26 protein-coding genes are annotated in these 26,259 nt (G+C 72.4%); 12 read left to right on the top strand and 14 right to left on the bottom strand.

Annotation, left to right across the window (positions count from 1 at the left end):
* The first annotated feature begins 15 nt into the window (after nucleotides 1-15).
* Both ACQPXS_RS10440 and ACQPXS_RS10435 read left to right on the top strand, forming a co-directional pair.
* Complete coding sequence (locus ACQPXS_RS10440; protein ID WP_433449016.1) at nucleotides 16-1,185, top strand: FAD-dependent monooxygenase; 1,170 nt, start codon at nucleotides 16-18, stop codon at nucleotides 1,183-1,185.
* Nucleotides 1,186-1,195: 10 nt separating this feature from the next.
* Complete coding sequence (locus ACQPXS_RS10435; protein ID WP_433449015.1) at nucleotides 1,196-2,107, top strand: Gfo/Idh/MocA family protein; 912 nt, start codon at nucleotides 1,196-1,198, stop codon at nucleotides 2,105-2,107.
* Here the strand turns inward: ACQPXS_RS10435 and lnt are convergent.
* The 6 genes from lnt to ACQPXS_RS10405 form a co-directional block, all read right to left on the bottom strand.
* Nucleotides 2,025-3,599 (bottom strand): apolipoprotein N-acyltransferase, encoded by a 1,575-nt coding sequence (gene lnt, locus ACQPXS_RS10430; RefSeq protein ID WP_433449014.1) that lies wholly within the window; start codon nucleotides 3,597-3,599, stop codon nucleotides 2,025-2,027. The two genes, ACQPXS_RS10435 and lnt, sit on opposite strands and share 83 nt — an antisense overlap.
* A 171-nt stretch (nucleotides 3,600-3,770) precedes the next feature.
* The gene (locus ACQPXS_RS10425) at nucleotides 3,771-4,247 is read right to left on the bottom strand and encodes a nuclear transport factor 2 family protein (protein ID WP_433449013.1); all 477 of its coding nucleotides are present in this window, start codon (nucleotides 4,245-4,247) and stop codon (nucleotides 3,771-3,773) included.
* A gap of 143 nt (nucleotides 4,248-4,390) precedes the next feature.
* Nucleotides 4,391-4,945, bottom strand: coding sequence for a hypothetical protein (locus ACQPXS_RS10420; RefSeq protein WP_356305384.1), 555 nt, complete (start codon nucleotides 4,943-4,945; stop codon nucleotides 4,391-4,393).
* A gap of 198 nt (nucleotides 4,946-5,143) precedes the next feature.
* Nucleotides 5,144-5,623, bottom strand: a complete 480-nt coding sequence (locus tag ACQPXS_RS10415) for a hypothetical protein (RefSeq protein ID WP_433449012.1) — start codon at nucleotides 5,621-5,623, stop codon at nucleotides 5,144-5,146.
* 236 nt (nucleotides 5,624-5,859) lie between these two features.
* Nucleotides 5,860-6,327 carry a hypothetical protein gene (locus tag ACQPXS_RS10410; protein ID WP_433449011.1) on the bottom strand — a complete coding sequence of 156 codons (468 nt, stop codon included), beginning with the start codon at nucleotides 6,325-6,327 and terminating at the stop codon, nucleotides 5,860-5,862.
* Nucleotides 6,328-8,046, bottom strand: a complete 1,719-nt coding sequence (locus tag ACQPXS_RS10405; protein WP_433449010.1) for a hypothetical protein — start codon at nucleotides 8,044-8,046, stop codon at nucleotides 6,328-6,330. It lies immediately after the preceding gene.
* A gap of 281 nt (nucleotides 8,047-8,327) precedes the next feature.
* On the opposite strand from ACQPXS_RS10405, the gene ACQPXS_RS10400 reads away from it, so the two are divergent.
* Nucleotides 8,328-8,630 carry a DUF4291 family protein gene (locus ACQPXS_RS10400; protein WP_433455783.1) on the top strand — a complete coding sequence of 101 codons (303 nt, stop codon included), beginning with the start codon at nucleotides 8,328-8,330 and terminating at the stop codon, nucleotides 8,628-8,630.
* A 66-nt stretch (nucleotides 8,631-8,696) separates the two neighbouring features.
* On the opposite strand, the gene ACQPXS_RS10395 is transcribed toward ACQPXS_RS10400, so the two are convergent.
* The 3 genes from ACQPXS_RS10395 to ACQPXS_RS10385 all read right to left on the bottom strand — a co-directional run bounded on the left by ACQPXS_RS10395 (nucleotide 8,697) and on the right by ACQPXS_RS10385 (nucleotide 10,368).
* Complete coding sequence (locus ACQPXS_RS10395) at nucleotides 8,697-8,876, bottom strand: hypothetical protein (protein ID WP_351807966.1); 180 nt, start codon at nucleotides 8,874-8,876, stop codon at nucleotides 8,697-8,699.
* Nucleotides 8,877-8,967: 91 nt separating this feature from the next.
* Entirely contained in the window at nucleotides 8,968-9,477 is a 510-nt protein-coding gene (locus tag ACQPXS_RS10390) for a DUF1877 family protein (RefSeq protein ID WP_433449009.1), read from the bottom strand.
* Nucleotides 9,478-9,492: 15 nt separating this feature from the next.
* Nucleotides 9,493-10,368: an undecaprenyl-diphosphate phosphatase gene (locus ACQPXS_RS10385; protein WP_433449008.1), complete on the bottom strand. Its 876-nt coding sequence runs from the start codon at nucleotides 10,366-10,368 to the stop codon at nucleotides 9,493-9,495.
* A 246-nt stretch (nucleotides 10,369-10,614) separates the two neighbouring features.
* On the opposite strand from ACQPXS_RS10385, the gene ACQPXS_RS10380 reads away from it, so the two are divergent.
* Genes ACQPXS_RS10380 through ACQPXS_RS10370 form a run of 3 tightly spaced genes read left to right on the top strand, consistent with a single transcriptional unit; the run spans nucleotide 10,615 to nucleotide 13,444 of the window.
* A complete protein-coding gene (locus tag ACQPXS_RS10380) occupies nucleotides 10,615-11,796 on the top strand; it encodes a Gfo/Idh/MocA family protein (RefSeq protein ID WP_433449007.1) in 1,182 nt (393 codons plus the stop codon).
* Nucleotides 11,793-12,722: a PmoA family protein gene (locus ACQPXS_RS10375; protein ID WP_433449006.1), complete on the top strand. Its 930-nt coding sequence runs from the start codon at nucleotides 11,793-11,795 to the stop codon at nucleotides 12,720-12,722. Before ACQPXS_RS10380 ends, ACQPXS_RS10375 begins: the two co-directional genes overlap by 4 nt.
* Nucleotides 12,719-13,444, top strand: a complete 726-nt coding sequence (locus ACQPXS_RS10370) for a cupin (protein WP_433449005.1) — start codon at nucleotides 12,719-12,721, stop codon at nucleotides 13,442-13,444. The genes ACQPXS_RS10375 and ACQPXS_RS10370 overlap by 4 nt, the downstream gene beginning before the upstream one ends.
* Before the next feature lie 253 nt (nucleotides 13,445-13,697).
* Here ACQPXS_RS10370 and ACQPXS_RS10365 read toward each other — a convergent pair whose 3' ends face one another.
* Nucleotides 13,698-14,168, bottom strand: a complete 471-nt coding sequence (locus ACQPXS_RS10365; protein ID WP_351807960.1) for a winged helix-turn-helix transcriptional regulator — start codon at nucleotides 14,166-14,168, stop codon at nucleotides 13,698-13,700.
* A 123-nt stretch (nucleotides 14,169-14,291) separates the two neighbouring features.
* Here ACQPXS_RS10365 and ACQPXS_RS10360 point away from each other — a divergent pair, with 123 nt between their 5' ends.
* On the top strand, nucleotides 14,292-15,461 hold the full coding sequence (locus tag ACQPXS_RS10360; protein WP_433449004.1) for a thiolase family protein: 1,170 nt from the start codon (nucleotides 14,292-14,294) through the stop codon (nucleotides 15,459-15,461).
* 12 nt (nucleotides 15,462-15,473) lie between these two features.
* Here the strand turns inward: ACQPXS_RS10360 and ACQPXS_RS10355 are convergent, their stop codons facing one another.
* A complete protein-coding gene (locus ACQPXS_RS10355; protein ID WP_366487479.1) occupies nucleotides 15,474-16,241 on the bottom strand; it encodes a TVP38/TMEM64 family protein in 768 nt (255 codons plus the stop codon).
* A 98-nt stretch (nucleotides 16,242-16,339) separates the two neighbouring features.
* Nucleotides 16,340-17,491 carry a glutathione-independent formaldehyde dehydrogenase gene (locus tag ACQPXS_RS10350; protein ID WP_356305804.1) on the bottom strand — a complete coding sequence of 384 codons (1,152 nt, stop codon included), beginning with the start codon at nucleotides 17,489-17,491 and terminating at the stop codon, nucleotides 16,340-16,342.
* A 140-nt stretch (nucleotides 17,492-17,631) separates the two neighbouring features.
* Here ACQPXS_RS10350 and ACQPXS_RS10345 point away from each other — a divergent pair, with 140 nt between their 5' ends.
* The 3 genes from ACQPXS_RS10345 (at nucleotide 17,632) to ACQPXS_RS10335 (ending at nucleotide 20,733) form a co-directional block, all read left to right on the top strand.
* Nucleotides 17,632-18,354 (top strand): DNA alkylation repair protein, encoded by a 723-nt coding sequence (locus ACQPXS_RS10345; RefSeq protein WP_433449003.1) that lies wholly within the window; start codon nucleotides 17,632-17,634, stop codon nucleotides 18,352-18,354.
* A gap of 269 nt (nucleotides 18,355-18,623) precedes the next feature.
* Nucleotides 18,624-19,796 carry an elongation factor Tu gene (gene tuf, locus ACQPXS_RS10340; RefSeq protein ID WP_433449002.1) on the top strand — a complete coding sequence of 391 codons (1,173 nt, stop codon included), beginning with the start codon at nucleotides 18,624-18,626 and terminating at the stop codon, nucleotides 19,794-19,796.
* A gap of 91 nt (nucleotides 19,797-19,887) precedes the next feature.
* Nucleotides 19,888-20,733 carry a spermidine synthase gene (locus tag ACQPXS_RS10335; RefSeq protein WP_433449001.1) on the top strand — a complete coding sequence of 282 codons (846 nt, stop codon included), beginning with the start codon at nucleotides 19,888-19,890 and terminating at the stop codon, nucleotides 20,731-20,733.
* Here the strand turns inward: ACQPXS_RS10335 and ACQPXS_RS10330 are convergent.
* Nucleotides 20,695-21,990: an MFS transporter gene (locus ACQPXS_RS10330; protein ID WP_433449000.1), complete on the bottom strand. Its 1,296-nt coding sequence runs from the start codon at nucleotides 21,988-21,990 to the stop codon at nucleotides 20,695-20,697. The two genes, ACQPXS_RS10335 and ACQPXS_RS10330, sit on opposite strands and share 39 nt — an antisense overlap.
* Nucleotides 21,991-22,156: 166 nt before the next feature.
* Nucleotides 22,157-23,176, bottom strand: coding sequence for a hypothetical protein (locus tag ACQPXS_RS10325; RefSeq protein WP_433448999.1), 1,020 nt, complete (start codon nucleotides 23,174-23,176; stop codon nucleotides 22,157-22,159).
* Nucleotides 23,177-23,324: 148 nt separating this feature from the next.
* Here ACQPXS_RS10325 and ACQPXS_RS10320 point away from each other — a divergent pair, with 148 nt between their 5' ends.
* Nucleotides 23,325-23,777 (top strand): DUF4442 domain-containing protein, encoded by a 453-nt coding sequence (locus ACQPXS_RS10320; protein ID WP_351807952.1) that lies wholly within the window; start codon nucleotides 23,325-23,327, stop codon nucleotides 23,775-23,777.
* A gap of 368 nt (nucleotides 23,778-24,145) precedes the next feature.
* Complete coding sequence (locus ACQPXS_RS10315; protein ID WP_433448998.1) at nucleotides 24,146-25,972, top strand: RICIN domain-containing protein; 1,827 nt, start codon at nucleotides 24,146-24,148, stop codon at nucleotides 25,970-25,972.
* Nucleotides 25,973-26,259 lie beyond the last annotated feature (287 nt).

Here is a 26,259-nt window from a genome sequence, read left to right as displayed (position 1 = left end):
AACTCGGGAGGAGCCATGGTTCAGTCGGCGCGCGCGATCGTCATCGGCGGCGGCATCGGAGGCCTGGCCGCGGCGGCGGCCCTGCACCGCACGGGCCGGGACGTGACCGTGCTGGAGCGGGCCCGCTCCCTGGAACCGGTCGGCGCGGCCATCTCGCTCGCCCCGAACGCCCTGCGCGCCCTGGACGTGCTCGGCATCGGCGAGGAGATCCGCGACCTGGCCGCCTGGCAGGGGGACGGCGGGCTGCGCACCCCGAGCGGGCGGTGGCTGTCCCGGTCCAGTGCCGAGGCGACCGCCGCCCGCTTCGGCGGCCCGCTGGTCCTGCTGCCCCGCGCCACCCTGGTCGACCGCCTCGCGGGCCTGCTGCCGCCCGGTGCCGTCCGCACCGCGGCCACCGCGCACCTCGCCGACCCCGGCGACGGCCGGCGGCCCGCCCGGGTGGGCGTCGGCGACGACGAGCTGGAGGCCGAGCTGGTGGTCGGCGCCGACGGCATCGACTCCCGTGTCCGCCACGCCCTGTTCCCGGAGCATCCCGGCCCGCAGTACGCGGGGTTCACCACCTGGCGGGTGCTGATCCCGGTTCCCGGCGTGCGGTTCGCCCCGCACGAGACCTGGGGCCGGGGCCGCATCTGGGGCACCCAACCGGTCAAGGACGGCCGCGTCTACGCCTACGCGGCGGCCATGACCCCGGCCGGCGGGCAGGCCCCCGACGACGAGAAGGCCGAACTCCTGCGCCTGTTCGGCGACTGGCACGATCCCGTTCCCGCCGTGCTCGCCGCCGCCCGCCCCGAGGACGTGCTCCGGCACGACGTCCACCACATCGCCACGCCCCTGCCCGCCTACCACCTGGGCCGCGTGGCCCTGCTCGGCGACGCCGCCCACGCCATGCCGCCGACCCTCGGCCAGGGCGGCAACCAGGCCATCGAGGACGCCGGCGTGCTCGCGCACCACCGCGACGACCTGGCCGCCTACACCGCCGCCCGGCTCCCGCGCACCACCGCGATCGCCCGCCGGGCCGTCAAGGCCGCCCGCGTGAACATGGCCGGCAACCCCGTCGCCGCCGCCGTACGCGACACCGTGATCGCGGCCCTGTCCAAGGCCGCACCCGCGCTCCTCATGCGCGGCTTCGACAACATCGCCGACTGGCGGCCGCCGTATGCTGCCGGAGAGGCAACCAAGCGGTAGGGGAGAGCACGTGAAGGTCGGCTGCATCGGACTCGGGGACATCGCGCAGAAGGCATACCTGCCGGTGCTGGCCATGCGGCCGGGGGTCGAGCTCCACCTGCAGACCAGGACGCCTGCCACCCTCGACCGGGTCGCGGACAGCCTGCACTTGCCGGCCGGCCGGCGCCACGCCACGCTCGACTCGCTGCTCGGCGCCGGTCTCGACGCGGCCTTCGTGCACGCGCCGACCGCCGTCCACCCCGAGATCGTCACCCGGCTGCTCCAGGCGGGTGTACCGACGTTCGTGGACAAGCCGCTCGCCTACGAACTCGCCGACTCCGAGCGGCTGGTGCGGCTCGCCGAGGAGCGCGGGGTCTGCCTGTTCGTGGGCTTCAACCGCCGGTACGCGCCCGGGTACGCGCAGTGCCTGGAGCACCCGCGCGAGCTGATCCTCATGCAGAAGAACCGCATCGGGCTGCCCGAGGAACCGCGCACGATGATCCTGGACGACTTCATCCACGTCGTCGACACCCTGCGCTTCCTGGTGCCGGGAACGATCGACGACGTCACCGTGCGGGCCCGCGTCGAAGGCGGGCTGCTGCAGCATGTCGTGCTCCAGCTCGCCGGGGACGGCTTCACCGCGCTCGGCGTGATGAACCGGCTCAGCGGCTCCGCGGAGGAGATCCTGGAGGTCTCCGGACAGGACACCAAGCGCCAGGTGGTCAACCTCGCCGAGGTGATCGACCACAAGGGCCAGCCGACCGTGCGCCGCCGCGGCGACTGGGTGCCGGTGGCCCGGCAGCGCGGCATCGAGCAGGCGGTCCTCGCCTTCCTCGACGCCGTGCGCGCCGGGAAGGTGCTCAGCGCCCGGGACGCGCTGGCGACTCACGAGCTGTGCGAGCGTGTGGTACGAGCGGTTGTGGACCGTTCCGCCGCAGCCTGAGCGCCCGCAGGCTCTCGGTGACGCACAGCGCCGCCAGCACCAGCAGCGCGCCGTGCACCGGCCAGTCGCCGTAGCGGACGTACGGCGTGATGCCGTGCGCGAGCGGTACCTCGTACACGTGCGCGCCGCTCGCGTCGGTGCCGAGCCACGGACCGAGCCGCTGCCCGTCCGGACCGTACACGGCCGAGACGCCGGTGAGGGTGGCGTGCACCATCGGGCGGCCGGTCTCGGCGGCCCTGAGCGCCGCCAGCGAGGCATGCTGCTCGGGCGCCCAGCTGTCCTGGAAGGTGGACGTGGCGGACTGGCCGAGCAGGACGTCGGCGCCGTCCTCCGCCAGATGCCGGCTCATGTCGGGGAACGCGGTCTCGAAGCAGATCAGCGGGCCGATCCGCAGTCCGTGCCCGACGTTCATCACGACCTGCTCGGTGCCGCGCCTGCGGTCCTCGCCGGCCGCCTTGCCGACCGAGGTGGCCCAGCCGAGCAGCGAGCGGGCCGGTATGTACTCGCCGAAGGGCACGAGCCGCATCTTGTCGTACCGCTCGCCGGTCGGGCCGTCCGGACCGATCAGCACCGAACTCTTGTAGATCCCGGCCCGGTCCGAGCGGCGGGCGTCCACGTTCACCAGCACGTCCGCCCCGGTCGCGCGGGACAGCGCGGCGATCCGCCGGGCCAGGTCGGGCCGGTCGCCCAGGTCGTACCCCACGCTGGACTCGCCCCACACGACCAGGTCGAGGTGCTGCCCGGCGAGCGTCCGGGTCAGCTGCACTTCCCGCGCGAAACGCCGCCCGCCGCTGTGCTGCCCGTCCACGACTCCGGGCTGTACGACGGCGATCCGCACCTGCCCGTCGACCTCCGGACGCGGTGCCCAGACCCACGCGGCCGAGGTCGCGGCGGCGGTGGCGACCAGCGAGGCCACGGCCGGGACGCGGGCCTCCCGCACGGATATCAGCACGGCCGCCGCCACGTTGACGGCCACCACCAGAAAGCTCAACAGCCACACTCCGCCGACCGAGGCCAGGCGCAGCGCCGGCGACACCTGCCACTGGCTGGCGCCCAGCATGCCCCACGGCCCGCCGAGCCCCTGCCAGGACCGCACCAGCTCCACCATCAGCCAGCCGGACGGCAGCACCAGCACCGCGGCGGCACCCCGCCCCGGCGTCGGCCGCCCGCCCAGGAACCGGCGCACCAGCCAGCCCCAGGGCGCCCAGAGCGCGCCCAGCAGGACGGCTATCAGGAAGATGAACACGTGCAGGCTCGGCAGCAGCCAGTGGTGCACCGCCACCAGGAAGCCGAAGCCGCCGCTCCAGCCGTCGTACGCCGCGCGGCGTCCGGTCGGCGCCGAGCGGGCCAGCAGGATCCAGGGGACCAGGGCGACGTAGGCGAACCACCACAGGGCCGGCGCGGGGAAGGCGAGCACGGGGAGGGCACCGGCGACCGCGGCCACGCCGGAGCGCCGCCAAGGGGAGGTCAGCCAGTGGTCGATCGTCCTCATGTGGGCCCTCCCTACCCTGCGCTCACTCCAGTGTGCGCGTCCGGAGCGATCTAGGACAGGGGGCATCGGGTGTGCGCGGAAGAGCTCGGTGCGGGCGGTCGTCGAGCGGCTGCGGGCCGGTGTGCGCCTGCCGCGCCCACGCGGCGGAACCGCATGCCGAGACGGCGGCCCCTAGGGGGCCGGTGCAGACTTGGCCGGCAGCTGTCGCCACTTTTCCTCGACGACCACCTCGCGCAGCCGCCAGCCCTCCGGTGTGCGCAGCAGGGTGAAGCCGTAGCGGCCACCGCACACCAGGTCCGGCGCCGTCGGGCTGCCGTTGGTCGTGAAGCGCATCGGGTTGAGGTAGTCCGCCCGTACCGAGGCCGTGTCGCCGGTGTCGTGCTCCAGGAAGCCGAACCGGACCTGGCGGTTGACGATCAGGTGCTGGCGCATGGCGAACACCGCGAGGCTCTCCGCGAGCCATCCGGCGACCTGTCCCGCGTCGCCCTCGATGCCGCCGGCCGAACGGTAGTCGGCCCGGCCGTCCGCCGTGAACAGCATCCGGTACGCGGTCCAGTCCCCGTCGTCCACCGCCACCGCGTACGCGGTGATCAACTCGTCCACGGCCAGCCGGTCCATCACGGTCGCGAGCTCAGCGCGCTGGGTCATCGGGACAGTTTTGGGCATGGCGGGCGCGGAGCCAAGAGGCGTGCGGGGTTATTCGGTGGTGCGGGGCACGAAGACCACCCCGACCCGACCCCATGAACGAACAACCGATCGAGCCCGAACCGAAGTTCCGCAGTCCTCAGGCATCAGTCCACCGGCTCGCTGCGCGGTTGCGGTGGGTGGATGCGGTGGGTCGGGTCGGGGGCCTGGGTGGACTTGGCCGTTCGCCACAACAACAGGCAGCACAGGGCCGTCACCGTCAGACCGAGCAGCCATACGACTACCAGGCCGAACGTCACACCGAGTGACCGGTGGCCATGGTCCGTCGTGAACGCTGCGGGAGCTGCCGCTCCGAGGGCGAGCAGTGCCACCCCCGGATAGGTGACGAAGTACGCATAGATCCACAGCAACCCTGGTATGCCGAACCTGGCGGGGTTCTGGATGACCCAGGATTCCCAGCCGAGACCTCCCGGTATACGTGGACTCAGATGCTCGCGGATGTAACGGCCCAGCTGTCCGATACCGACGTGGTCCTCGACGAAGCGCGAGCACAGCATGTACGTGCTGACCGGAACGATCAGCAGGAACCCGCTCCTGGACGTACCGGTGAGGCCGAAACTGAAGACCGCTCCGGAGATGGTCAGTTGTAACGCGAGGACGTTGTGCTGAGTGGCCTGCCGCTGAATGATCTCCTGTCTCAAGGCGGCGAATTCCGCCAGCGGACCTTGGGCGTCGTCATCCCTTGATGTGCTCACCCGCTACCCCCGGTCATCCACCCGAAAGCTCACTCTGATCGCGCACAGGTCAGCATCACCAGGCAGAGGGAGCTCCGCAAGACCGACCGGCCAGGGCCGAAGAGGGCAGCGGGAAGCGGCAATTCACACGGGGACGGGTGACGGTCACTCGATACCAAGCGGTCCGATACCCAGGTCCTCACGCATGATGTGACGCATCTGCGCCATGGCCGCGCGCCGCCGCGCTATCAGGGGCGCTTCCTCGTCGGAGCCGACAGCCACGCCTCGGGCGTAGGCGTCGCGCAGGGCGCGCAGACCGTGGAACGCTTCGTTGGCCGCCGTCACGACCTGCGGCGGCCCCACGAGCCAGAGGCGTTCACTTGCTGTGTAGATGCCCGTGCCGCGGACGGCCTCCCGCACGGCCGCGTCACGTGCCGACGCGGACAGGTGATCGCCCAAGGCGACGGCGCGTATATCTTCACCTGCGGCTTTGAGGGCGGTAACGAACACGGTGTACACCTCGCGCCGTATCTCCAGCGCGTGCCTGGCTTCTTCCCGTCGCCACCGGTTGCGATCGGCGATCAGAGTGGCCGCGATACCGATGGCGGCACCGGCCAGTGTGGAGAGCAGGGGCATCCAGTCCATGTGCCGCAGCCTGTCCGAAAGGCCGCGCCGGCACCAGTGGGTCTCCAGACCTGACCGAGCCGGACCGAACCTGTCGCGAGCGCCGCTTCCGGGGCAGGTCACGCGGTGCACCTGGGCACCAGCGGTCTTCCGGTCCGAGGGGCCACCCTTCGGGTCGCACGCGGGGGTGCCGCTTGCCGCGAAAGGTGGCCACTCGGGGTGCCACCGGCCGGGAAGAGGTCTCGGCCGGGCCGAGTTCAGGAGACCGCCGACGTCAGGTATGTCACGTAAACCCCTCCCTCGCAGTCGGGCGTCTTCCGCAGCGTCCAGCGGCCCCGGACGGTCGCGGAGGAGAAGTCCGACTCGGCGTCGTCCTTCTCCACCTCACCGTCCTTCAGGGTGTATCCGGCCTCGGGGAGCTGCTTGTGCAGAAAGGCCAGGGTGGCGTCGAAGCCGCTCCGTACGACCGTGGCGACGATCAGCCGGCCGCCGGTGCGGTGCTCCACCGAGGTCACGACCGCGCCCTCGGGCACCGGCAGATCCGCCGGGAAGTCCTTGGGAAGCGGCAGTGAGGCGGCGGTGGGGCAGCCGCCGGGCGCGGAGGCGGCCGTGAACGGCGTCGCTCGCACGGGTCCGGCGTTCCGTGGCGCGGGCGAGCATCCGGTGACGGCCGCCAGACCGAGGAAGGCGCCGACCAGCACGGCAGCCGGGGTGAACGGCTTCACCTAGCGGCCTCCCTTGGAGTTCTTGTGCTTGACGGCGACCACGGCGTCGTACGCGCCGTACAGCGTGTTGGCGGAGGACTGGCGGGCGATGGAGGCCAGTGCGTCGTGGTTCTGCGCTCCGCCGGTGGCGCAGGTGCCGGTGCAGCCGTCGGCGTAGGCGGCGAGCACGCGGCCCTGGGCGTCGAGGGTGACGTCGATGAAGTCCAGGAGGTTGCGGTCCTGGCCGCAGGTGGTGCCGCCCGTGCAGATGGACCCCTTCTGCACCGGGTCGGTGGGGGTGGCGTCGACGGTGACCCAGGACTGGCCACCGTCGTAGGTGGTGGCCACGTACAGGTGCCAGACGCCCTTGAAGCCGGCTGTGTCCTGGTAGTCGCCCCCGGTGGTGGTGCCCAGGAAGGCGAAGGCGGCGCGGTTGTCGTCGCCCGCGGTCACGGCGGGGAAGACGATGTTCTTGATGCCCAGGGACGCGCCGACGTTCTGGTCGTACAGCCACGTCCTGCCCTTGTCGTGGCTGACGGCGATCCGCGCGGTGCCGTCGCTGTTCTGGTAGCCCATGTACACAGTGCCGCCGGCGCCGATTCCCACGCTCGGGTCGGAGTCACCGGGGGTGCTGGACGGGTTCTTGCGGACCGTCCACGTGAGCCCGTTGTCCTCGGAGACGGCCACGGCCTGGTTGCCGCCGCAGCCCTTGTTGGGCACGTACACCGTGCCGTCCGGGGCGACCTTCACGTGCCCGTGCAGGCCGCCGCAGTCCAGCAGCGAGTACATCGGAACGGCGGGCCCGTACGTCAGACCGCCGTCCCTGCTGACCGCGCAGGAGGCGTCGGCGATGTCCTGGGAGCAGTAGTAGACCGCGTTGGGGTATGCCGTGACGGGGCCCGGCTCGCCCGTGGCGAAGGGGCCGCCGCCGATGGTCTGGTGATCCACACCGGAGTCGATGCCCGAGCCGCCGGTCGGCGTCCACGTCTCGCCGTCGTCGTCGGTGTAGCAGGTCAGAGCGGTCTTGCCGGCGAGCTGCGACTCGAAGGTGCGGTGGGTCGCCGGGTCGGTGAACAGGATCGGGTCGAGGCTGGTGGTGCTGCCCTGGGGACAGCCGTTGGCCGCGTCGGCGCTCTTGTCCTGCCAGGTGGCGGCGCCGGCACTGTCGTAGGTGACCTTGAGCGTCGAGGTGTACGCCTGGAACATCGCGGCGCCGGTCGCGCGGTCGACACCGATGGAGGGTTCGCCGGCGTTGTGCGCGTCCTTGATGCTGCCGGGGGCCGAGGAGTTCGCGTACGTCGGCGGGGTCGCCGTACTCGGCGGCGGAGCGGCCGGGTCGGCGACCAGGCTCGCGGTGCCGGTGAAGCTGTCGCCGAGCGGGGCGTACGGCACCACGCGCACGGTGTACGACGCCGTCACCGCCGGAAGCAGCACGGTCTCCGGGTCGCTGGAAGAGGCGGAGGCGGCCACCTCGCGGCCGTCCGCGTCGAGGACGTACAGGTCGAAGTCGGCGGCCGGATCCGGCCACTTGACGTCGACGCGCAGGCTGTGACCGGCGTCGTAGCCCACGGGCACTGACACCTTCAGGGTGTAGTCGTCGCAGGGTTGCGCATTCCCGCAGCTCACCGTCCCGGTAGTGCCGGAGACGTTCGGGACGGCGAAGGGACCGGCGCTCCACGTGGTCGTGGGCGCAGTGTCGCTGACCGATCCGGAGGGCGGGGTGGCGGCGTCGGCCGACACACTCGGCAGGGTTCCGGCGATGAGTGCCAGCAACCCGACGACGAGACGCCCCCGCGACCGCGGGTGGCGGTGAAGACGGAGTGTCGAGAGGAGAGCCACAGGTACCTCGTAGGTTCGCGAGTCGGACCAAGGGTGGTGGTGCATAGCGGTACGGGTGGTGCCTTCCTCTGCTCTACGAGGAGACAGGCGGCGTCCGTCGCGAGAAACCGAACTCGTTTCGAACCGGGCCGGACCGCGCACACGGGATGCACCGGAGAGGGCCGTGAACACGGCTCGACCGTCTGCGGCACCCCTGTCCGTCGCGCCACGTGCCTGCCCTGCACGAGGACCGGGCTTCCTGGAAGCGGCAGTTGCGTCGGGCCCCGGCCCGGGTGCAGTGGGACCCGGAGCGGGATCCGCACCACAGTCCTTTGCCGCACCGGTCGTTGCGGCTCGGCCTGGCGGGAGGGGCGGCCGCGTGGTACGCCGACGAGTGGATCGGGGGCATCGAGGACGTGACAGCGCCGGCCACCGAGATCCATGGCCTGGTGCAGGCCGGTGAACTGGAGCGGGCGACAGGCGTGTTGCGCGAGGAGCGGCCGTAGCCGGTGGTGGACGAGGCGCTCGTACGTCTGCGGGCGAAGGCAGGCGGCAGCGGGTCGCCGGGCGGGTCAGGCCGCCTCGATGACCTCACCGCGGATCGCCTTGGCCCACTCGACCACCAACAGTTCGTACTCCGCGCGCTCCTGGGCCGACAGGGTGCCGCCCGCACGCAGCCACAGCGCCCGGATCTGCTCGTTCACCTCGGCGGCGGACCGCACGGTGCCAGAAGGCAGGACATCGGGGGACATGCGGACAGCCTAGGGGTAAGCACTGACACTGCGCTACCGCCCGGCTACACAGAAGGCCTGAGGTTGGTCACCGTCGCCGGCCGTCGCGCCCTCAGTTGACCCAGACCACCACGCACATGCCCCGCCGGGCCGCCTCGCGGAAGAAGGCGCGGGTGGTGGTGAAGTGCCCGGCCAGGTAGGCCCCTACGTCACCGCTGAAGCCGGGGAATCCGCAGGCGGCCGCTGCTGCGGGCGGGGCCGCGGGCAGCCGGGCGAGGACGGCGTCGAGGTCCGTGTCGTCCAGGGCCCGGGAGATGGCCGAAACAGCGGCGGCGGACAGGAGCCGGGGCGGACCGCCGAAACCGTCGTGTACGTCGGGGTGGTCGAGGAAGTCCATGTCCTGGTCGCCGCCTGTCAGCCGGTCGAGCACGCCCGCCGCGGCGGCGTCGGCACGCGGGCCGCGGCAGAACCGGAGCAGGCCCCACAGCGCCCAGTCCGTGTCCAGGGTGTCGGTCGGCGGCGGGGCCCAGCCCGGTGCGGTGTCGGGGGAGGCGAGGGCCGCCGCACGGCAGTGCTCCAGGTAGCGCGGGGTGACGCGGGCGAACTGCTGGGTGAGAGCCATGTGACGTGCCCGCGCTCAGCCCGCCGACTCCGCCGCGTGCGGGCTGAGAACGCCCGCGGAGACCAGCGCGACGATGACGATCCCGAGGGCCACGCGGTACCAGACGAACGGCATGAAGCTCTTGTTGGAGATCCACTTCATGAACCACGCGATGACGGCGTAGCCGGAGGCGAACGCGATGGCCGTCGCGAACAGGGTCGGCCCCCAGGCCACTTGCCCCTCGCTCACCGAGTCCTTCAGCTCGAACGCGCCCGAGGCGAGCACCGCCGGGATGGCGAGCAGGAAGGAGTAGCGGGCGGCCGCCTCCCGCTTGTAGCCCATGAACAGGCCGCCGCTGATGGTCGCACCGGAGCGGGAGACGCCCGGGATGAGCGCGCAGGCCTGGCACAGCCCGAAGACCAGGCCGTCCTTGACGCCGAGATCCTCCAGCGCCTTGCGCTGCTGGGGCGCGCGGTGCCGGCCGCCGGTCTCGTCGCGGGCCGCCAGCCGGTCGGCGACGCCGATGACCAGGCCGACGACGATGAGCATGGTGGCGGTGACCCGCAGATCGCGGAAGGGCCCCTCGATCTGGTCCTTCAGCGTCACGCCCAGCACCCCGATCGGGATCGAGCCGACGATCACCAGCCAGCCCATCTGCGCGTCGTGGTCCCGCCGCATCGCCTTGTCGGACAGCGAGCGGAACCAGGCCGCCACGATCCGGCCGATGTCCTTCCGGAAGTAGATCAGCACCGCGGCCTCCGTGCCGATCTGCGTGATCGCCGTGAAGGCCGCCCCGGGGTCCTTCCAGCCCGAGAACGCCGCGGTCAGCCGCAGATGCGCGCTGGAGGAGACCGGCAGGAACTCGGTCAGCCCCTGGACGAGTCCGAGGACGAGGGATTCAAACCAAGACATGGAGGTACGGCGTCCAAGTGCTGAGAAGGTAAAAGGATGATCAAATGCCGAGGGCAGCGTAGCGGGCCCGAGTGATGGCGTGGAAACGGGGGTTGGGCAGCCCCGGACGGTCCGTGGTATTGACCGGTCCCGGCCCGGCCGCTTACGTTGCAGCGCAGGAGAAAGCGCTTGCTGCATTGCTCGCCGTATCACTTCCGCACTGTCGGCCCGCGCGCCCGCCGTACCGGAGGAGTGCTGAACCCGCCCATGCCGCCCTCTCCCCTCCCGCCCAGGTCCCAAAGCCCGCGTCTGACAGCCCCGTTCACCGGCCGGCGCATCCGGGCCGCCGTCATCGGCACCGGCGCCATCGGGCGCGGCTCCCATCTGCCCGCATTGGCTCAGCTCGCGCGGGAGGGCGAGACCGAGGTCGTCGCCGCCGTCGACATCGACCGGGGCGCCGTCGAGGCCTTCTGCGCCGAGACCGGCATCCCGCACGCCTACACCGACCTCGACCGGATGCTGGCCGAGCAACGGCCCGACCTGGTCAGCATCTGCACCCCGCCCACCCTGCACCGCGCGCAGACCGTGGCCGCGCTGCGCGCCGGGGCCTGGGTGTGGTGCGAGAAGCCTCCGGTGCCCTCGCTCGCCGACTTCGACGCGATCGAGGCGGAGGAGGGCGCGGACGGCGGGCCGTACGCGGCGATCGTGTTCCAGCACCGGTTCGGCTCCGGATCCCGCCATGTGCGCAGGCTGCTCGCCGAAGGCGCCCTCGGGCGGCCCCTGGTGGCGCACTGTCAGACCACCTGGTACCGGGACACCGCCTACTACGCCGTGCCCTGGCGGGGCCGCTGGCACACCGAGGGCGGCGGCCCGGCCATGGGCCACGGCATCCACCAGACGGACCTGTTGCTGGACCTGCTCGGGCCGTGGAGCGAGGTACGGGCCATGGCCGGGCGGCTGGTGCACGACGTGGAGACGGAGGACGTCTCCACCGCGCTGGTCCGCTTCGCGAGCGGCGCCCTCGCGACCGTCGTCAACAGCGTGCTGAGCCCGGACGAGGTCAGCCGCATCCGCATCGACTGCGAGCGCGCGACCGTCGAACTGACCCACCTCTACGGGCACGCCAACGACGACTGGCGCATCGTGCCCGCCCCGGACGTACCCGCCGAACAGGCGGCGCGGTGGCGGGACTTCGGCCCGGACGTGCCCAGCTCGCACCTGGCCCAGCTGCGTGAACTGGTCGCGAGCATGCGCGCCGGTGAGCGGCCCCGCAGCAGCGGCGCGGACGGGCGTACGAGCCTGGAGCTGATCACGGCCCTGTACAAGTCGGCCTTCACCGACACGACCGTCCGCGCCGGCGAGATCGTCCCCGGCGACCCGTACTACACCGCCCTGCACGGCGGCGCCCCCGGCTGGGCGCCCGTGACCGCCGAGGAGGTCCCGGCATGACCGGCGGACTGCGGCTCGTCCACGCGTACGGCGACCGGATCACCGTCTCCGAACAGGCCACCGGTGTCGAGCTGTTCGCCTACGTCTACCGCCCCGAGGCCGCCTGGGAGGCTCCCCGGCCCTATCTCCACCCGGTCCGCACCCTCGCCGGAGCCGTCGTCACCGACTACCGCCCGAACGACCACCGCTGGCACAAAGGCCTCTCCTTGACCGCCTCGCACCTGTCCGGGGCGAACCTGTGGGGCGGCAACACCTATGTGCACGGACAGGGCTACCTCGAACTGCCCGAGCGGGTCGGCTCGATGCGCCACGCCGGCTTCGACGAGGTCTCCGCGGCCGACGGCCGGGCGGTGCTCGCCGAGCGGCTGACCTGGCATCCGTACGACGGCGAGCTGTGGGCCGAGGAGGAGCGGCGCATCGAGGTCCACGACGTCGACCCGGACTCCGGCTCCTGGGCACTGACGTGGACCAGTGCGATCACCAACCGGCGTGCCGAGCCGCTCCGCTTCGGCAGCCCGACCACCGCGGGACGTGAGCTGGCGGGCTACACCGGCCTGTTCTGGCGTGGCCCGCGTGCCTTCCGGGAGGGGCGGATCACCGGGCCTGAGGAAGAAGGCCCCGCCCTGATGGGCACCCAGGCGCCCTGGCTCGCCTACTGCGGTGAACACGACGGCATCGACGGCCACGCCACCCTGGTCTTCGCGCACGCCCCGGAGAACGACCACTCCGGCGCGGGCGGCACCCACCCCGCCCACTGGTTCGTCCGCGACGAGCCCTTCGCCGCCGTCGCCCCCTCCTGGTCCTTCTTCGAGGAGTTGGAACTCGCCCCCGGTGACACGCTCCGCCGCCGCTACCGGGTCGTGGTGGCGGACGGTGCCTGGCGGCGGGAGGACGTCGTGAAGTACCTGGAGGCGCATCCGTGGTGAGCGCCGGGGAGCACACGTTCACGGGTCTGCCGGGCGGGGTCGCCGTGTCCCGGCTGTGCGTGTACGACTGGCTCGCCCCCGACGGGGTGCGCGGCGGAACTCCCCATGTACACCTGGCCTGTTCGGAGGCGTACGTCGTCACCGGCGGCCGGGGCGCGGTCCAGACGCTGACCGCGTCCGGCTTCGCGGTCACCCCGCTCGTGCCCGGCACGGTCGCCTGGTTCACGCCGGGCACCATCCACCGGCTGGTCAACGAGGGCGATCTGCGCATCACCGTCCTCATGCAGAACAGCGGGCTGCCGGAGGCCGGGGACGCGGTGCTCACGCTCCCGCCGGAGTACCTGGCCGACCCGGAGACGTACGCCGCCGCGACCACGATCCCGGCCGGCGCGCCGGAGCCCGAGCGGGAGCGGATCGCCCGCGCTCGGCGTGACCTGGCCCTGGAGGGCTACCGGTCGCTGCGCGAGGCGTCGGGCCCGCAGGCGCTCGCCGCCTTCCACCGGGCCGCCGCCGCGCTGGTCGGGCCCCGGGTCGCCGAGTGGCGAGAGCGGTGGCGGCGCGGCGCGCTGGCGGCGGCGGAGGCGACGGGGCGGCATCTGGAGCGGCTGGCCGAGGGGGACGCGGCGCACCTTGCCGAGGCCGTCGTGCGGGTCGAGCGACCCTTCGAGGAGGGTCGGTTCGGGATGTGCGGGCGGCTCGATGTGTACGGTGCGCCGCTGTAGCGCCGCGCTGGACCGCCGGGCGTCTGGGGCGGTTGGCCGAGGGGCGCCGGCGCATCTTGTCGAGGCCGTCGTGCGGGCGGAGCGACCCTTCGAGGAGGGTCGGTTCGGGATGTGCGGGCGGCTCGATGTGTACGGTGCGCCGCTGTAGCGCCGCGCTGGACCGCCGGGCGTCTGCGGCTTCGTCGTGGCTGCTCGCGCCCACGCGGCGGTAGCCGCACATCGACCACAGCCCCGCGCCCCTTCGGGGGTGCCGTTACGCCGCCGCCGGTCCCGTGCGCGTCCACCCCGGTGCCTGCGGATGGGCCGTGAGGTCCTCGTGGCGGACCTCGTCGCCGCAGGCCCGGCAGGTGACGACCGGCACCAGTTCGTTGCCGCAGGCGTGCTCGATGGCCATGGGCAGGTCGGTGCCCTTGCGGATGTGGCGGTCGCCCCACTCCTTGAGCGTCATCAGGACCCCCTCCAGCTCCAGGCCCGCCTGCGTGGCCCGGTACTCGAAGCGCTGCGGGCGCTCGCTGTAGACGCGCTTGGTGAGGATTCCGGCGTCCACGAGCCGGCGCAGCCGGGTGGCCAGGATGTCGCGCGGCGCGCCGATGTTGCGCACGAGCTGGTCGAAGCGGCCGTTGCCCAGGAACACCTCGCGCAGCACGAGCAGGGAGTACTTCTCGCCGACCAGCGCGAGGGCGTCGGCGATGGAGCAGGGGCGCGGGTCTTTCGTGGCGGCCATGGGGCCAGTCTAGATGAGGGTTTGATTTTCCAACGCTCAGAGCTATCGTGAGTTTGGATTTCCTACTCACCGGTAGCTGCCGTGGCCCGCCGCGGACAGCCAGGCGGCCAAGGAGGCCCCGCCATGCGCGACGCAGTGATCGTCGAAGCCGTACGCACCCCCATCGGCAAGGGCAAGCCGAACGGCTCCCTCGCCCACGTCCACCCCGTGCAGCTGCTCGCCCACACCCTGCGCACCCTGGTCGAGCGTTCCGGCGTCGACCCGGCGCTGATCGACGACGTCATCGGCGGCACCGTCGACCAGGTCGGCGAGCAGGCCATGAACACCACCCGGTACGCCGTCCTCTCCGCAGGCTTCCCCGAGACGGTCCCGGCGACCACGGTGGACCGCCAGTGCGGCTCCTCCCAGCAGGCCGTGCACTTCGCCGCGCAGGGCGTCATGTCCGGGGCGTACGACCTCGTGATCGCCTGCGGCGTGGAGTCGATGAGCCGGGTGCCGATGTGGTCCAACGTGCCCGCAGGCAAGGACCCCTTCGGTCCCGGCATCGCCGAGCGCTACCCCGAGGGCCTGGTCCCGCAGGGCGTCAGCGCCGAGCTGATCGCCGCCAAGTGGTCCCTCACGCGCGCGCGGATGGACGAGTTCGCCGTCTCCTCCCACCGCAAGGCCGCCGCGGCCTGGGACAAGGGCCTGTTCGACGCCGAGATCGCACCGCTGGACGGCGTCGCCCGCGACGAGTGCGTCCGCCCCGGCAGCACCCCGGAGATCCTCGCCGGCCTCAAGCCCGCCTACTACGACCCCGGCTTCGCCGAGCGCTTCCCGCAGATCGAGTGGAACGTGACCGCGGGCAACGCCAGCCCCATCAACGACGGTGCCTCCGCCGTGCTGATCACCTCCAGCGACACCGCGGCCCGCCTCGGCCTGCGCCCGCTCGCCCGCCTGCACAGCTTCGCCGTCACTGGCTCCGACCCGCTGCTGATGCTGACCGGGGTGATCCCGGCGACCGAGAAGGTGCTGCGCAAGGCCGGGCTGGGGGTGGCCGACATCGACCTGTTCGAGGTCAACGAGGCGTTCTCCAGCGTGGTACTGGCCTGGCAGCAGGAGACCGGCGCCGACCTGGCCAAGGTCAACGTGCACGGCGGCGCGATCGCGCTGGGCCACCCGCTCGGCGCCAGCGGCACCCGGCTGACCACCACCCTGGTCCACGCCATGCGCGAGCGCGGCGCCCGCTACGCCCTGCAGACCATGTGCGAGGCGGGCGGACTGGCCAACGCCATGGTCCTCGAGGGCGTCTGACCGGTGCGGCCCTTACCGGCCGCGCAGGTGGTGACGCTTGCGCCAGGCCACCACCGCGCCCAGCAGCGCCGGTACGGCGATGGCGGCCATCGCGATCAGGAAGGCGGGAGACGTCGGCGCGGCGGCGCGGGCGCCGGCGACCGCGTAGGCGGCGGTGTTCGGGACCGAGCCGACGGCTGTGGCCAGCAGAAACGGCCACCAGCCCATGCGGGAGACGGCCGCGCAGTAGTTCGCCGCCCAGAACGGCACACCCGGGAAGAGCCGGGCCGCCAGCATGGACCGGAACCCGTGCCGGCTCAGCTGACCGTCGGCCGCCTTCAGCCAGCGGCCCCGCAGCAGCGGGCGCAGCGCGTCCTGGCCGAGAACCCGGCCGAGCCCGAAGGCCACGCCCGCCCCGAGCACCGTGCCCGCCAGCGCCGTCGCCAGCCCCAGTTGCGAGCCGAACAGCGCGCCCGCCGCCAGGTTGAGCAGGGGGCGCGGCACGAACGCCACGGTGCACAGCCCGTACGCCACGCCGAACACCGTGGCCGCCGCCGCCCCGCTCAGCTGCGGCGGCCATCCGTGCGTGAGCAGCCGCTGCGGCTCGAAGGCCAGCACGCACGCGGCGGCACCGGCGAGCAGAGCGAGCAACAGCGACAGCCGGGCATAGGGATGCGCCAGCGCCCGCGCACACCGACCGGCGAACCCGGTGCGCGGCAGGGGTGACACGGGTACGGCGAACTCCGTGGCGGCGGCCCGGGGAGAGGCCGTGGCGGTGCCAGAGCGGTTGGCATCGAGCATCCGGTGACATTAACCGACGAACGCGTGTGATCGCCGTCAAGCGTGCCGCATCGAGCGGGTCCGGGCACCTGGGGCGCCCGGACCCGTGAACCCTGGTCTCACGCGGCGAGCGCGTGACCGGGGTGCAGCACCACCTTGGTGTAGCCCTCGACCCGCTTGTCGAACTTCTCGTACGCCTGCGGCGCCTGGTCCAGCGGCAGCTCGTGGGAGACCACGAAACTGGGCTTGGCCCGCCCGGCGATGATCAGGTCGCGCAGCTGGCGGTTGTACCGCTTCACGTTGCACTGACCGGTGCCCATCTGCTGGCCCTTCTCGAACATCTTGCCGATGGAGACCAGCAGCTGTCCGTGCCGGGCGTGGTCGTCGGGACCGCCGGGGTCCGAGGGCACATACAGACCCGGCACGCCGAGCATGCCCGTCGGCCGTACCGTCATGACCAGCTCGTTGAGGACGATGGCGGGTTCCTCGTGGCTGGCGTCGTGCGCCTGGGCCTGGTAACCGACGGCGTCGACGCCCTTGTCGGTTCCCTCACCTCCGGTCTGTTCCTTGATCTGCTCCGCCGGGTCGCCCTTGGTGAAGTCGATGGGGATGGCCCCGATCTCCTCGGCCTTGGCGAGCCGCTCGGGCACCCGGTCGACGGAGAACACCTTCGCCGCGCCGCGCAGCAGCGCCGAGTAGGCGGCCATCAGCCCCACCGGTCCGGCGCCGTAGACGGCCACGCTCTCACCGGGGGACACCTGGGCAAGTTCGCAGCCGTGGTAGCCCGTCGGGAAGATGTCCGCGAGCAGCACGAAATCGGTCTCGAACTCGTCGCCCGGAGGCAGTTTCAAGCAGTTGAAGTCGGCGTACGGCACCCGCAGCAGCTCGGCCTGACCGCCCTTGTACGGGCCCATCGCCACATAGCCGTAGGCCCCGCCCGCGAATCCGGGATTGACCGTCAGGCAGAAGCCGGTCTTCCCGGCCAGACAGTTCTTGCAGAATCCGCAGGCCACGTTGAACGGCATCACGACCCGGTCGCCCTTGGACAGGGAGGTCACGCCGTTGCCGACCTCCTCGATGATGCCGAGATTCTCGTGTCCGAAGACGATGCCCGACTCGGCCGCCGTGCGGCCCTCGTACATATGCAGGTCCGAGCCGCATATCGCGCTCGACGTGACGCGTACGAGCACATCGTTCGGATGCTGGATCCGGGGATCCTGGACGTCCTTCACCACCACGCTGAAGGGCTCTTCGTAGACGACGGCCTTCACCTCTGTCACCTCCGCCGCTGCACCGCCAGTAATTCCAGGGAACGCCGGTACGAAAGGGGGTGCAACCCAGGTCCGCAGGGACCGCCGTGCCCGGTTTCGGGCCACATGGGTGAACGCGTATTCGATAGTAGAGTTCCTCCATGACCGTCACCGGCGCGGCTCCGCCGCACGTGCCGCGCAGCCTCCTCGCCGACACCGTGCTGGAGCGGGTGACGGCCGTGTTCGCGGCCGCCGCCGACGCCGGGCGGGCCGGCCCGATGCGGGCGTACATGAAGGACGTGGCGCCCTTCCTCGGCATCCCCACCCCGGACCGCCGCGCCCTCGCCCGCACCGTCCTCGCGGGCACCCCCCGCCCCGACGAGGCCGACTGCACCGCGATCGCGCTGCGCTGCTGGGCGCTGCCCGAGCGCGAGTACCACTACTTCGCGGTGGACTATCTGCGCCGGCACGCCGGACGGTGCTCCTCCGGTTTCCTGCCGGTGACCCGGCACCTCGTCACGACCGTCCCCTGGTGGGACACCGTCGATCTGCTCGCCGCGCACGTGGTCGGGCGCCTGGTCGCCGCCGACCCCCGGCTCACCGCCGACATGGACGCCTGGATCACCGACGACGACCTCTGGCCGGTACGCACCGCCCTGCTCCACCAGCTGGCCCGCAAGGAAAGCACCGACGCCGACCGGCTGTTCGCCTACTGCCTGCGCCAGTCCGGGCACCCCGACTTCTTCATCCGCAAGGCGATCGGCTGGGCCCTGCGCGAGTACGCCAAGACCGACCCCGGGGCCGTACGGGCCTTCCTGGCGGGGGAACGGGGCCGGTTCGCCGCGCTGACCGTCCGGGAGGCGCTGAAGAACATCGGCGCCTGAGCGGCCCCGACCCGCAGATCGCCGAAAATCGTTCGACGCCGGACCTCCGCTCGGCGATGATCGACCGCATGTCCCGGTACGCCTTCCTCCTCGCAGCATCCGCCGTCGCGGATGCGCCGAAGGCTGCCGTCCTGTTTCTCGCGGCCGCTGTCGACGGCGCCCGAAGCTGACCCTCTCCGGAACGTCCGGCGGACCCCGCAGGGGGAGGGTCGGCCAGTCCTCGGGGTCCCGCGTTTCTTCCCACGGCTGAGAGGCTTCGAGGTACAGCCATGCCCAAAACGGCCTACGTGCGCACCAAGCCGCACCTGAACATCGGCACCATGGGTCATGTCGACCACGGCAAGACCACCCTGACCGCCGCCATCACCAAGGTCCTCGCCGAGCGCGGCACCGGCACCTTCGTGCCCTTCGACCGCATCGACCGCGCCCCGGAGGAGGCCGCGCGCGGCATCACCATCAACATCGCGCACGTCGAGTACGAGACCGACACCCGGCACTACGCCCACGTGGACATGCCGGGGCACGCCGACTACGTCAAGAACATGGTCACCGGCGCCGCGCAGCTCGACGGGGCGATCCTCGTCGTGTCCGCGCTCGACGGGATCATGCCGCAGACCGCCGAACACGTGCTGCTCGCCCGGCAGGTGGGCGTCGACCACATCGTGGTCGCGCTCAACAAGGCCGACGGCACGGACGACGAGGAGCTGATCGACCTCGTCGAGCTGGAGGTCCGCGACCTGCTCACGGCCCAGGGCTACCCGGGCGACGCCGTGCCGGTCGTACGGGTCTCCGGGCTGCGGGCGCTGGAGGGCGACCCGCGCTGGACGGCGTCCATCGAGGCGCTGCTCGACGCGGTGGACACCTACGTGCCCATGCCGGAGCGCTACCTGGACGCGCCGTTCCTGCTGCCCGTGGAGAACGTGCTCACGATCACCGGCCGGGGCACGGTCGTCACCGGCGCCGTGGAGCGGGGCACGCTCCGCCTGGGGGACCGGGTGTCGGTGCTCGGCGCCGATGTGGAGACCGTCGTCACCGGACTGGAGACCTTCGGCAAGCCCATGGCGGAGGCGCAGGCCGGGGACAACGTGGCGGTGCTGCTGCGGGGCGTGCCGCGGGACGCCGTGGGGCGCGGACATGTCGTGGCGGCTCCGGGGAGCGTCGTGCCCGCCCGGCGGTTCTCGGCCCGGGTGTATCTGCTGTCGGGGCGCGAAGGGGGTCGTACGACGCCGGTGGCGACCGGGTACCGGCCGCAGTTCTACATCCGTACGGCGGATGTGGTGGGGGACGTCGACCTCGGTCCGGTGGGTGTCGCCCGGCCCGGGGAGACGGTGGAGATGAGTGTCGAGCTCGGGCGGGAGGTTCCGCTGGAGCCGGGACTCGGGTTCGCCATCCGTGAGGGCGGACGGACCGTGGGCGCGGGGACGGTGTCCACTGTGGAGTGAGGCGGGAGTGCGTGGGGGACCGCAGCGCCGGCGTGGCCGGTCGCGCGGTTCCCCGCGCACCCGGGCGGGTGCGGTCACCCACAATGGATGAGTGAACGATTCCATACCCGTCACCCGCACCACGGACCACGGGACCGCCAAACTCATGCCCGACGTCGACCGTGCGCGGGCCTGGCTGCTCACCGTCGACGGGGCGCCGCAGTCGTACGTCGATCTGGACGAGCCGGCGTATCTGGAGTTCGAGTACGCGCGGCGGCTCGGGTATGTGCTCGATGTCGTGGCCGAGGCCGGGCGGCCGCTGGACGTGCTGCACCTCGGGGGAGGGGCGCTGACGCTGCCCCGGTACGTGGCCGCCACCCGGCCCGGCTCGCGGCAGGATGTCGTCGAGGCCGACCGGGGACTGCTGGAGCTGGTCGCCGAGTACGTGCCGCTGCCGGCGGGCTCGGGTGTCGCGGTGCACGCCGCCGACGCCCGGGCCTGGCTGGAGGCGGCGCCGGACGATCACGCCGACGTGCTGATCGCCGACGTCTTCGGCGGGTCCCGGGTGCCGGCGCATCTGACCACGCTCGCCTACGCGCGGGAGGCCGAGCGGGTGCTGCGCCCGGACGGCGTCTATCTGGCCAACCTCGCGGACGCCGCGCCGTTCGGGTTCCTGCGCTCCCAACTGGCCACGTTCGCCACCGTCTTCGAGGAACTGGTGCTGATCGCCGAGCCGGCGGTGCTGCGCGGCCGGCGGTTCGGGAACGCGGTGCTCGTCGCCGCGCACCGGCCTGTCGACACCGCGGCGCTGGCCCGCCGTACCGCGGCGGACGCCTTTCCGGCGCGGGTCGAACACGGGGCGGCGGTACGGGAGTTCACCGGTTCCGCGCGGCCGGTCGAGGACGCCGACGCCGTACCGTCACCCGAGCCCCCCGACGGGGCGTTCGGCATCGGCTGACGCGGCCGGGGCAGCGGCCACCGGCCGGCCGCGCCGGGACAGCGTGCGGACGTCCGGGACCAGCAGCACCAGCGCGGTGACCAGCAGGACCAGTCCGGCGCAGCCCCACAGCGCGGCCGGGCGGCCGAAGGCGCTCTCGGCGGGGCCCGCCAGCGCCATCGCGAGCGGAATGAGCGAGACCGAGCCGAACCAGTCGTACGCCGAGACCCGGGAGAGCTTGTCCTCGGGGATCTCCTGGTGCAGCGCGGTCATCCAGGACACCCCGAACACCTCCACCGTCGCACCGGCGGCGAACATGACCACGTACAGCGCCTCGGCCGGTACCGGTACGGCAAGGGCGGCGGCGGGCAGGGCCAGCGGGAAGACGCAGAGGGTGCCGGCGAGCAGCAGGCGGCGGGGTTTCCAGCGGGTCATCAGCAGGGCGCCGGCCACCGTGCCCGCGCCGAACGCGGCCAGGGCCAGGCCCCAGGGTCGCGCGCCGCCGAGGCTGTCGCGGGCGACGAGCGGGCCGTAGACCGCCTGGGCCGCGCCGACCACCGCGTTGGCGATCGAGAACTGTACGACGATGCCCCACAGCCAGGGCCGGCCGATGAACTCCCGCCAGCCCTCGCGGAGATCGGCGAGCATGCCCCCGCCCGGTGTGCGCGGCGGGATGTGGCTGACGTCGAGGAAGGAGCGGAGGGCGCCGGCGAGCGCGAAGGCGGCCGCGTCGAGCGCGAGCACCCAGCCGGGGCCGACGGCCGCGACCAGGGCGCCGCCGAGGGCCGCGCCGCCGAGGGCCGCGCCCTGCGTGGCCATGCGGAAGACGGCGAACGCCCGGCCCGCCTGCTCGCCGTCCACGGAGGACAGCAGCATGCCCTCGGCCGCCGGTCCGAAGAACGCCTGCCCGGTGCCGCCGAGTCCGCTGAGGAGCATCATGTGCCACAGCCGGGGCTCGCCGAGCAGGACGAGCGCGGCGAAGGCGCCCTGGGAGAGGCAGTTGAGGGCGTTGGCGGCGACCATCACCCGGTGGCGGGGCAGCCGGTCCGCGACGGCGCCGCCGATGAGCAGGAACACCACCAGCGGCACGGTGCGCGCGGCGGCGACCAGTCCCACGTCGCCGCCGTCGCCGCCCGCACCCAGCACGGCGAACGCGGCGGCGACGAGCGAGCCGTTGGCACCGAGGCCGGCCACGACGGCCGCCGCGGTCAGCAGGGAGTAGTTGCGACCCGCCCAGGAGGGTCTGCGCGCGATGCGGGGAATGGACGGCGAGTTCACCGGGCGACTATCGCTCGCGGGCGCCGCGCGGGCAATCGGTTTCCGTCGCGGCGACCGGTTTCCGCCGGTGAACGCCCGGCGCCCCGACGCGCCGCGCCGCACGCTTCCCGAGAATCCCCGGTGTTCCGTCCCGCCGCGTCGCGGAGGGACGGAACATCCCAGGGGCTCACTGGTTCGTCGGGTCTCCGTGCAGCCGCACCGTGCGCAGGATCTTCAGGACGGTCGCCTTGGGCACCTCGCCGTTCACGCCCTTGGCCCCGTAAAAGTTGAACGACACATAGTCGTGCGCCGAGTTCTGGAAGCCGAAGGTGAGTGCCTTGCCGTCGCTGATGCACTTGCCCTTCTTCGGCGTGTGCGTCGACTGGGCCCACGCGTAGCTGCCCTTGATGCCCGAGGCCGTGGTGAAGGCGGTGGCCTTCTTGTCCCAGGAGATGGTCTTCTTGTCGGGCTGGGTGTAACCGCCGAAGACCCACCAGGCCGGCGTGTTGATCGCGATCTCGTCCGTGTCCTTGGCGCCGCTGGCACCCTTGACGCCCGCTGCCGCCAGAGAGGTGTCCTCGGTACGGCCGTCCTTGTCGTCGTCGGAGGTGCACCACTTCGGCTGGTACTCGGCGACGCCCGACATGACGATGCCCGTGTCCTGCTCGCTCTTCGGGAAGTCGAAGCCGATGGCCATACCCGGGGACTGCACCTCCCAGTCGGCGGGCACGTCGTAGGCCACGCCCCACTTGGGGTTCACGACGGCCTTCCAGCCGGCCACGGTGGGCTTCTCCGTGTCGACGCCGCGAGGGTCGTCCGTCGCCGACGGACCGGCCGTGGGCTGGGACGAGGGCGACTGGCTGTGCTGCCCGCCCTTGCCCTCGGCCTGGTCCTTCTTGTCGTCCTTGCCGCCGAGGACGACATAGCCGGTCACCGCGGCGGCCACCACGACCGCCGTGGCCGCGACGATCGCGATCAGCCTGGTGCGGCCGCCGCCTCCCTGCGGGGGCTGCGGGACGGGCGCGGTGGGCGGCTGCGGCTGCCCCCACTGCGGCTGCTGGCCGTACGGCCCGGCCTGCGGATACTGCTGGTATCCGGGCTGCTGGTACGGGTTCGGCTGCTGGTAACCCGGCTGCTGGTACGGATTGTGCTGCGGGTTGTTCTGCGGGTTCGGCGCGCCCCCTGGCGGCTGCTGATCTGGCCACATGGCCAGTAACCCTAGTGCCGCCGGGGACACGATTCGGTCACCGGTCCTCGTCAGGGTCGTAGCGATGCGGGGCGGATGCCGTGGTGAAGAGGGGCGGGCGACGGTTCGGGGCTGGCCCGATTCGGCTACTCGTGAGTAACATGGGGTCATGAGCGCAGACCAGATGTCGATCGGCGAGATGCTCGCCGCCACCGTGCCCATGGCCCGGACGCTGAACCTGGAGTTCCTGGAGACCTCTCCGGACAAGGCGGTCGTGTCCCTGCCGGACCAGGGTGCGTACCACAACCATGTGGGCGGGCCGCACGCCGGTGCGATGTTCACCCTCGGGGAGTCGGCCAGTGGGGCCATCGTGCTGGCCGCCTTCGGGGACCAGCTCTCCCGCGCGGTGCCGCTCGCCGTCCGTGCCGACATCGCCTACAAGAAGCTCGCGATGGGCGCCGTCACCGCGACCGCCACGCTGGGCCGTCCGGCCGCCGAGGTCGTCGCCGAGCTGGACGCCGGGCAGCGCCCCGAGTTCCCCGTGGCGATCGAGATCCGCCGCGCCGACGGCGCCGTGACGGGAGAGATGACCGTCGTCTGGACCCTGCGTCCCAACGGCTAGGGGATTCGGGCTAGTTGGCAGGAGAGGGGTCGGCCCGGCGGAGGGCGGGCCCCTCTTCGTGTGTGCGGAGTCGTGCCGGGGCGTGCACCGCGTCTCATCTCCGGTGTGACCCGTGCCCGGAGAAACCCGGGAACCGGCCGTGGAAGCGATACCGGCGGTAACTCTCATGTAATTCGCTGAATTTGAGGCCGAGTCAATCGAGCTTCTTGTTTCCTGTGAGCCGCGTGTGCGAGGGTGAGCCTTCCCGCGGGAGGGCAAAGGCAGGCGTCGAACGCCAAGGCCGGCCCGACAGGTATGCACCAATCGGCACTGCTTTCCGACAGGACGGCATTTTGCGTGCGGTCCTGCGGCTGGAAGGAAATGGTTCCGTGCAGTCCCCCCACCCCCCACGCCCGCCCTATCCGCCGCTGCCCGGTTCACCCGGGGAGTCCGACCGCGAACTCGCCGCCCGGCTCGGCGGCCCGCACCACGCCCACCATCACGCCGTCGCCCTGCTGCTGGCCCGCCACTGGCGGGCCGCCCACGACTACGCCGTCGTCTGCCTGGCCTCCGCCGGCCCCGCCCCCCAACTCGTGGCCACCGCCGCCTTCCACGAGGTCCTCGGCCGGATGACGGGCGGGGCGGCCGGCGGGGCCCTGCGCCCGCAGCTGCTGGTCGCCGTCCGCGACACCGTCCGCGCCTGGGCGGCGGACGACGTGGCCTGCGCGACACTGCCGGAATTGCGCAAACCCACCGGAGGCCGCGGACTGCGTGCGACGAAGCCCGGAACACCGGAAAGGCGACAACTCGCCGAACGCGCCTTCCAAGCCCTTCCCGGCGCCTCGCAATGCCTTCTGTGGCACATCGAGGTAGAAGCGGAACCGATAAACATACCCGCCGGTCTGCTGGGCATCGACCCGGCCACCGCCACGGCCGCCCTGGAACAGGCACGGGAGCAATTCCGGGCGGGTTGCGTACGCGCCCACCGGGAACTCGCGCCCTCCCGGGAATGCCGCTTCTACAACCGCCTCCTGGACGTCCCCATGCGCCGCGGCGGCGCCCTGCTGCCGGATGTACGGCACCATCTGACGGCCTGCGCGTACTGCCGGCACGCCGCCGAGACCTTCGCCCTGTTCGACGGCGGCCTGGGCCTCCTGCTCGCCGAGACCGTGCTCGGCTGGGGCGCCCGCCGCTATCTCGACTCGCGCCCCGGACGCGACGCCGCCGAGGAGGCGCCGCGTGCGCCGGTGCCCGAACCGGCGGGAGGCAGACATCGCACCGGGACCGCCGGCCGCCACCGCACGGCAGTGGTCATCGGCGTCGGACTGACCTCGCTCGCGCTGCTCGCCACCGTCCTCGCGGCCAGGAGCTGGTCCGATGACAACGGCGTCCCCAGGGTCGGCGCCACCTGGGGCGCCCCCGCCGGCCACACCACTCACCCGGGCGGCACCGGTGCCCGGGCCGCCACCTCCCCCTCCGCCGCCTCGCTCGGCGAAGTCGTCGAGGTGGCCCGCGGCGGCCTGCGCGGCCTCGCCTCCGGGCGCTGCCTGGACGTGCGCGGGAACGGCGTGCGGGCGGGCGCGGGCGTCGGACTCGCGCCCTGCTCCACCGCCGCCTCGCAGCAGTGGTCGTACCGGGACGACGGGGTGCTGCGCAGCGCCGCCGACCCGTCCCTGTGCCTGGCCGCCGACCCCGGGACGAAGACCGTCGTCCTGGCCGGATGCGTCGTGCACCCGGGTGAGGTGGTGTACGACATCACCGTCGGCGGCGAGATCCTGCCGCGCCGGCACGAAGGCCTCGCGCTCGCTCCCGGCTCCGGCGATGCGTTCGCGCGCGTCGCGCTGGTGCCGCGGGACGGCTCACCCGAGCAGCGGTGGGTGCTGGAGCCGGGGTTGGGTGGGACGGGACGGCCGGGCGCCGCGCCAGGGGGCCGGGAGCCGGGGTCTTCGAAGGGGGGTGCCAGGGGTCCGTCGTACGGGGACACCTCGCGTGGGAAGCCGGAGGGCGCGGGCGGCGATCCGGGCAGGCCGGGGGACCCGGCGCAGTCCGGTGAGGCGAACGAGACCCGGGTTGCCCGGGTCCGCGCCGGCCACGAGCGGCGGCGCACCGGATCCGTGTCGCCCGCCCGGGCGGTGCGGGCGCTGCACCGGGTCCTTCCGCCGGTCGCCGACGTGGTCGCAGGCGTACCGGCGACCACGGGCGCACTGCTTCGCTGACGCGCGATGCGGGATGTCCCCGGACCCCCGGCCGTGTTCGAGCCACGGCGCCGAAGTCATGCGGAATTTACAGACGTCCAGTGGATGTCCCGCCGCGTTGCGGTCGGATGAGTGCGCGGTGAAGCAGGCGGGCGTTTCGCCCGGATTGCGGTGGTGTGGCGCGGGGCCCGGGTGGTCCCGCGCCCGCACCGGTGCGGGGAATTACCGCGTTTTCCGGTTCTTGCGGGGAATTCGACCCGATGGCCGAATCGATGTCACCGGGCGCGAAAAGGGGGCGCCGTTATTGA

This window comes from Streptomyces sp. CA-142005, from assembly GCF_050942335.1.
Taxonomy (GTDB): Bacteria; Actinomycetota; Actinomycetes; order Streptomycetales; family Streptomycetaceae; genus Streptomyces.
The sequence above is the reverse complement of the archived record's forward strand: the minus strand, read 5'-3'. Positions and strand labels throughout refer to the sequence as shown.